The sequence below is a fragment of the Microcoleus sp. A003_D6 genome, from assembly GCF_036702825.1.
Taxonomy (GTDB): Bacteria; Cyanobacteriota; Cyanobacteriia; order Cyanobacteriales; family Microcoleaceae; genus Microcoleus.
In genome coordinates this window covers 42,078-49,239 of sequence record NZ_JAUBWA010000051.1, presented here as the reverse complement: position 1 = coordinate 49,239, position 7,162 = coordinate 42,078, and the positions used below count along the sequence as shown (strand labels likewise).

General features: G+C 38.0%; 2 protein-coding genes. Both read right to left on the bottom strand.

Features of this window, described 5'->3' with window-relative positions; translation table 11 throughout:
* Nucleotides 1-100: 100 nt before the first annotated feature.
* Nucleotides 101-1,633 carry an ATP-binding protein gene (locus QUB70_RS15930; protein ID WP_332981786.1) on the bottom strand — a complete coding sequence of 511 codons (1,533 nt, stop codon included), beginning with the start codon at nt 1,631-1,633 and terminating at the stop codon, nt 101-103.
* Nucleotides 1,634-1,676: 43 nt separating this feature from the next.
* On the bottom strand, nt 1,677-7,028 hold the full coding sequence (locus tag QUB70_RS15925) for a trifunctional serine/threonine-protein kinase/ATP-binding protein/sensor histidine kinase (RefSeq protein ID WP_332981785.1): 5,352 nt from the start codon (nt 7,026-7,028) through the stop codon (nt 1,677-1,679).
* Between the last annotated feature and the right edge of the window lie 134 nt (nt 7,029-7,162).

The window sequence follows — 7,162 nt, the reverse complement described above, 5'->3', positions numbered from 1 at the left end:
TTTTCATAATTTCAGAAATCGCGTATTAGCTTGTTTTTCTGATTAGATAAAATTATCACCACAAGTTCAGGAGAGCCATGAATTCCGTCAAATGAGTTTCCTAGACCATAGATACCGCGAGATTGGTGGCTATACAGATAGTCGGCAACTCAATAATAAACTGCGTTCCCTCCTCTGGCGTAGAAAAACACTGCAATTGACCGCAGTGTTTTTCTAGTAAAATTTTTCGGCTGATTGACAATCCAATGCCTGTACCTTTTCCTATTGGCTTAGTAGTAAAAAAGGGAGTGAAAAGTTTAGAACGAACTTTCTCAGTCATGCCAATACCATTATCAGCAATTGTGACCCGAATCCCTGAAACTGAGTTAATTTTGTTATGTGAATTGGCCGGTACGACTTCACTGCGAATCAAAATTTGGGGCTGAAAAAATGTACCCTTTTCTCTACTTTCCCGCTCTTCTAAAGCATCTATAGCATTCACTAAAAGGTTCATAAACACTTGGTTGAGCTGACCTGCATAACAGGTTATAAGCGGCAATTCACCATAGTCTCTAATCACATTAATAGGAGAGCGATCGGACTTAGCCTTTAGTCGGTGCTGCAAGATCGTCAAACTGCTATTAATCCCTTCGTGGATATCGACTGATTTAATTTCAGTTTCATCCAACCGCGAAAAATTTCGTAGAGACTGCACAATAAGGCGAATGCGATCGATACCTAACTGCAAGGAAGAAAGCAATTTTGGCAAATCGTCGATGATAAATGACAACTCTCCATCTTCTATGGCATTGAGAATTTCTGCTTCGGGTTGGGGGTAATGCCGTTGGTAGAGATTCAACAGATAGATGAGTTCTTTAGTATAATCCTTGGCGTGCGAGATATTGCCGTAAATAAAGTTAACCGGATTGTTAATTTCATGAGCGACACCTGCAACTAATTGACCGAGACTAGACATTTTTTCACTTTGAACTAGCTGGAGTTGTGTTTCTTGCAGTTCTTTGACAAAATGCTCTAAGGCAAGAGCTTTTTGGTGTTCTTTTTCTTCACTGATACGGAGTGCTTTTTCTATTTGTTCGCGCCGCTCTATTTCCGACTGCAATTTCTGACCTAGAGAAAAACTTCTCAAAGCTGTTAGCACCGTAGTGTATAGTTTTGATGTCGTTAATTCAGTTTTAGTTTTATAGTCATTAATATCGTAATTGATAATAACGCTTTTTTCGGGCACTTGTCCGGGTTGACCCGTGCGTAAAATAATTCGCACTAACTGATTGCCTAGCACTTCCCGGACATATTTAACAAACTCTAAGCCAGAATCATCTGTTTCCATGATGACATCAAGCAGGATGATGGCAACATCAGGATTTTCTTGGATTAGCTGTTTAGCTTCACGAGCGGAATAAGCACTAATAAACTTTAAAGATTTATTTTCAAAAACAAACTTTCTTAAGGCAATATCGGTAGCTGTGTGAACTTGAGCCTCATCATCTACAATCAAAATTTTCCAGCTTTCAGTCGGGGTATCTTCAGATACTTCATCGGCAAAACATAACTCCTCATCTGAGTTAACTTCTTCAGCAAATAACACTTTTTCAGATGATACTTCATTGAAAAAGCCGTAAATATTTCTGTCCATTGCTGTTGACCTTTCTTGATTACTAATGTTTTGATTGGGTAAACTACGGTTGGGAATCGATTTGCACGGGGAACTTAATAATAAATTTGGTTCCTACTCCCACCTCACTTTTACATTCTATTTCACCCAGAAGTTTTTGGGTAACTAAATTGTAGACAATATGCAATCCCAATCCGCTACCACCCTGACCCCGTTTGGTAGTAAAGAATGGCTCAAAAATTTTACTTAAATTTTCTGGGGAAATGCCTTTACCATCGTCGGAATATTCAAAGCTAAGTCGATCGCCCTCTTGCCGCCAATCAAAAGCGAGCTGACCAGATTCGCCCGGTTCGTAAGCATGAATCAGGGAGTTCATCAGCAAATTTGTAACAACTTGTGATAAAGCACCTGGATAAGAATCTAGGGCAATTTTGCTATCTCCCTTAATTTCGATCGAATGTTTGCTATTTCTCAATTTGGGTTTTAATTGGATTAAAATTTCATCCAGATAATTTCTTACCCCGAAAGTTCGTCGTTCTTCGCTAGAGCGATCGACTGCCACTTCTTTAAAGCTCTGAATCAATGCCGCAGCCTGATTTAGATTAATTAGAAGGGTGTTACTGCTCTGGGTTGCTATATCCAAAAATTCTTCTAGCTCGGAGCGCTTCATTTTGCCACTTTTATAAATAGAGGCAAATTCTGTGGTATGGTCTGCCAAAGCGGAAGCAACAGTGACACCAACGCCGATGGGAGTATTAATTTCGTGGGCAACACCTGCAACTAATCCTCCCAGGGATGCCATTTTTTCAGATTCTACTAGCTTACTTTGAGCCGCTTTTAAAGCATCCAGCGTGTTGGATAATTCGTGGGTGCGATCGCCTACTAATTGCTCTAAGTTTTGATTGAACTCCTGCAAGTTGTTGTAGAGTTGGGCATTTTCAATGGAAATGGCAATTTGGGCAGATAACAATTTTAACAGCTCCAGCCTATCTGTAGTAAAAGCTCCTTCTGTTAGGTTATTTTCCAGGTAAAGAATGCCTGTCAGCTTGCCTTGGTGCAGCAGAGGAGTGCAGAGAATCGATTTCGGTTGAGTTGCTGCAATATAAGGATCGCGGGTAAATTGTCCCTCTTGGGTGGCGTTATTTAAAACCACATTTTCTTGGGTGCGGATGACGTAGTTGGCGATCGCACTTGCCAGTTTAGGCATTTCCCCGGAAGCTGCTGTTGCATTCAGAGGAAGCGATCGCAGCACACTCACCTCATCCTCTTTCACCGAACCTTCAGCCTCAATCGCCCAGTTTCCCGCTTTTTCTAAAATCAAAAAGCCTTTTTCAGCACCAGCATTTTCGATCGCAATCTTCATTAACCTTTCCAGCAACTTACTCAAAACAATTTCACCCGAAATTGCTTGGGAAGCTTTCATGACTGTGGCTAAATCTAGCGTATCCCCCAAATTAGTGCTAGTGGTGGTAGGAGCAGTCGTTGTTTGATTAATTTTTGTTTTAACTGTCTTTGCTGATGTTCTAGCTAGCAATTGGGGGTATTTCTCTTCTAAATCATCAATTTTGCGTTGAGCGCCCCATATCTGGTAGCCATAATGAGCTTTTTGCATATAAAGTTGGGCAAAATCTTCTTTCCCTTTAGCTAACCAGAATTTAGCCGCTAGTTCATTACCCAAAGCTTCGTTCTGGATATATTCGTTTTCTCTAGCCGAAGCGATCGCTTTGTCGTATAAATCCATTGCTTCTAAAGCCTTACCAGAAATTCGCGCTATTTCTGCCGCTATCAGTAAATACTGATGTAGATAATTATCTGGGCAGCTATCAGCCCAAATTTTTGTTTTTTCTAGATTATTATGTAAAATTTCCCAGTAGTTTTCTTTTTCATCAATACTAGCCTCTGAATAGACAGCAGCCAAAATCAATGAATAATAAAAATAGTGTTGAGTGATATTAAAAAAACCGAAATTATTAATTTCTTTTTCATTTTCTTGAGCTAGTTTGAGAGCTTCAGTATAGTTATCATAAATAAATAAAACTTGAGCCTTGAAAGTTATATACCAAGTCTTAACATGATAAAACTTCGTATTTTCCCAGTGTTGCAAGCACAACGCTTCACTATATGTTTCATCATCGAAGCTATATTTGTCTTTAGTCAATCCTTGTAAATTTAAAGTAGTTTGCTGTAAAGACATAAATCCATACAGCATACTTAAGTCATTTGTCTGCTTCATAACAGCTATATATTTACAAGATTCTTCATAAACATTTTGGAGAGGCTGACCTATAATAAATCTAGTCCATATACTAAACATCATCGTCCAAACTATGTAAACTAAATCGCCACACTCTAGCCCACCTTGATAAGCTGTCCTAAAAATATCTAAGTTTGTTTTTAAATGATTATTATAAGGATTAATTCTCAAAGCAAAAAGATTAGGAATTTTACAACTAAGGCTCTTGTTGTTAAATTTTTCATTGAGCTTTAAAGCTAGCTTACCAAATTCATAAGCTGATTTATATTCATTTCTAGATGATAACAACATTCCATAAGTAACATAACCGAAGGCTGATAAATCTGTGTTTCCATACCTTAAGGACATATTGACTATCTTTAATATAGATAAATCTAACCAATTTTGATGTACAACATAATAAGCTACCGCCCACAAATCAATTAATAATTTAATGCAGGCTCTTTTTGTCAAGTCTCTAAGCTCATGAGCATGAATTAAATCAGCAACTTTTCTTTGGGACAGATTTAACGATACCTGTTGTAATTCTACTTCTACTGCCTTTGGTAATTCTTCTTCTGTACGAGGCAACTCCATACCCAAACATTCTAAGCCAGCAAGCGTGAACTTTAGGGCTTCATCTTTCCGCGATAAAGTTGAACAAAAGAATGTATAAAGAGAATAAATTTCTGCTTTGTCGATTGCCGATTTGCTGTTACTTAAGGCAATCTTGAAAAGTTCTTCTGCTTCCTCAAGATTGCCAGCTAAATACTCGCACTCACTTCGCTCCCTATAGAGAGTAAATGTTAGTTCATAATAATTTTCCCAAGCCTGAATCCCTAGTAGTTTTATTCCTAAAGCAAAATAGGTAGCTGCTGTTTTATAGGCTGTGGAAGCTTTGGCTTTTTTGCCTGCTATTAAATTCAAATTTGACAATTTAACTTTCTGCTCTAAATCATCAATCAATTCCACACCTATATTAAGATGATTGACCAAATTGAAAACTTTTTCTTCCAGTTCTTCTTCTGTCGTATTTTTTAAAAGTAGTTGACCGATTTTGAGGTGAACTTCTTTTTTATGCTCTTCTGGGATAGTGGCATAAGCTGCTTGTTGCACTCGATCGTGCAAAAATTTAAAAGTAAGAATAATTAGGGGAGCATCTATTATTTCTTCTGGTGTAGTTTCCAGATCCGAAATAGGTAATACTAAACCTTCCTGAATTGCTGGTAAAAGGTTTTGATAAGCGACTGCTACTGATGTTTCATGGATAAGAGAAAGGGTGTGCAAATCAAAAGTGTTGCCTGCACAAGCAGCTAACTGTAAAACCTGCTGTGTGGAGGTAGGAAGTTTTCTTAACTTCCTAACCATTAACTCCACAACATTATCAGTAATGCCTATTGCCTCAATTAAAGCTATGTCCCATTGCCATTGGGGTTTACTGCCTTGAGACGGAGGAATAAATGTAAGTAAGCCTTCCTGATAGAGAGTTTTGAGAAATTGATTGACAAAGAAGGGGTTGCCAGAAGTTTTTCTGATTACTAATTGAGCTAATTGTTCTACTGTAATTGTGTTAGCGTGTAACGTATCACAAATTAAGTTGCAAATATCTTCAATAGCTAAGGGAACTAATGTGATGTTGTTGATAACAGAGGCTTTGGACTGTAGTAAATCAAGACTTATCATCAAGGGATGTCCGGGATCGACTTCGTTATCTCGATATGCCCCAATTAAGAACAAATAGCGCGTTTGTGCATCTGTCATCATTACTTCTAGCAACTTCAGCGTGGCAGAATCAGCCCATTGTAAATCGTCTAAAAAGATGACTAAAGGATGTTCAGATGAGCAAAACACGCCGATGAATTTTTGAAATACTGAATTAAAACGATTTTGTGACTCGGCTGGCGCTAATTCTGGCACGGCTGGCTGCTTACCAACAATGAGTTCCACTTCGGGAACGACATCAATAATGACTTGTCCGTTTTTACCCAAAACTGCTAAAAGTTTTTCTTTCCAGTGAACTAATTGCGCTTCACTTTCAGTTAGTATTTGCTTCACTAAGGATCGAAAAGCATTGATGATAGCCGCGTAAGGAATATTGCGTTGAAATTGGTCGAATTTCCCAGCAATAAAATAACCCCTTGCCTTAGTAATCGGTTTATAAACTTCTTGCACTAAGGCAGATTTGCCAATGCCAGAGTAACCCGACACTAACATAATTTCTGTTGTACCATTGCTGACTCGCTCAAAGGCAGCTAATAAGGTTTCAACTTCTCTTTCTCTACCGTAGAGTTTTTGAGGGATTTGAAACTTATCCGTAATGTCTTTTTGGGCGATCGCAAAATCTACAATTGTGCCTTTAGCCTGTAGCTGTTGCAGACATTCTTCTAAATCTGCAATGATACCCCAAGCACTTTGATATCTTTCTTCAGCCGTTTTTGCTAACAGTTTCATTACAATATCAGAAACCGCTTTAGGAATTTCTGGATTTATTTCATGGGGCGGCAGTGCTTGTTTAGCTATGTGACAGTGGACTAATTCCATTGCATCGTTATAATCGCATGGCACTTGCCCCGTTAGCAGTTCGTAAAAAGTGACTCCTAATGAGTAAAAATCAGTGCGGTAGTCGATCGATCGGTTCATTCTGCCTGTTTGTTCGGGCGATATATAGGTAAGAGTGCCTTCTAAAATATTGGGGTTGTTAATACTAGGATTCTCGCGCGATAAGACTGTAGAGATGCCAAAATCTATAATTTGAACTAGCCCTGTGGTTGAGTTAATAATAATATTGCTGGGGTTGATATCTTTATGAATAATGTTATGTTGATGAATTTGACCTAAAGCTCGGGTTATTTTAATAGCTGTTGACAAAAAGTCTTCTAAGGTAAGTTTTTGAGAAGCAAACCACAGCTTTAATGATTCTCCACCACTATCCTCGAAAATGATAACCAAACTGTTCTGGTATCTTTCTAAGCTGTAGGTTTTAGGCACACTTTCTAGGTTAAGATTGCGTGTAATTTCGTATTCCTGCTTGTATCTGACTAACGAAGCTGGCATCGGATAATCTTCTTTGAGAAATTTGAGAATGACCAGTTGGTTGTCTTGCTTTCTCAGTCCTCGGCAAACTAAAGAATTGTTACTTTCATGAATTTGGTTGGTAATCTCGTAGCCAGCTAAGTTAATCATTCTTACATTCTTTTTTAACTATTAATACACGATTTTTTAGGAAGTGTTAATTTGCAATGTAGATGTATCTATAATCCTTAGACTACTCTAAAATTTAAGCAAAAATTAAGGTTTTAAATAAAGTTATTTATTTT

Excerpts from the sequence above, each read along its gene's own strand:
- QUB70_RS15930 (WP_332981786.1), bottom strand. The coding sequence starts at position 1,633 with ATGGACAGAAATATTTACGGCTTTTTCAATGAAGTATCATCTGAAAAA.
- QUB70_RS15925 (WP_332981785.1), bottom strand. The coding sequence starts at position 7,028 with ATGATTAACTTAGCTGGCTACGAGATTACCAACCAAATTCATGAAAGT.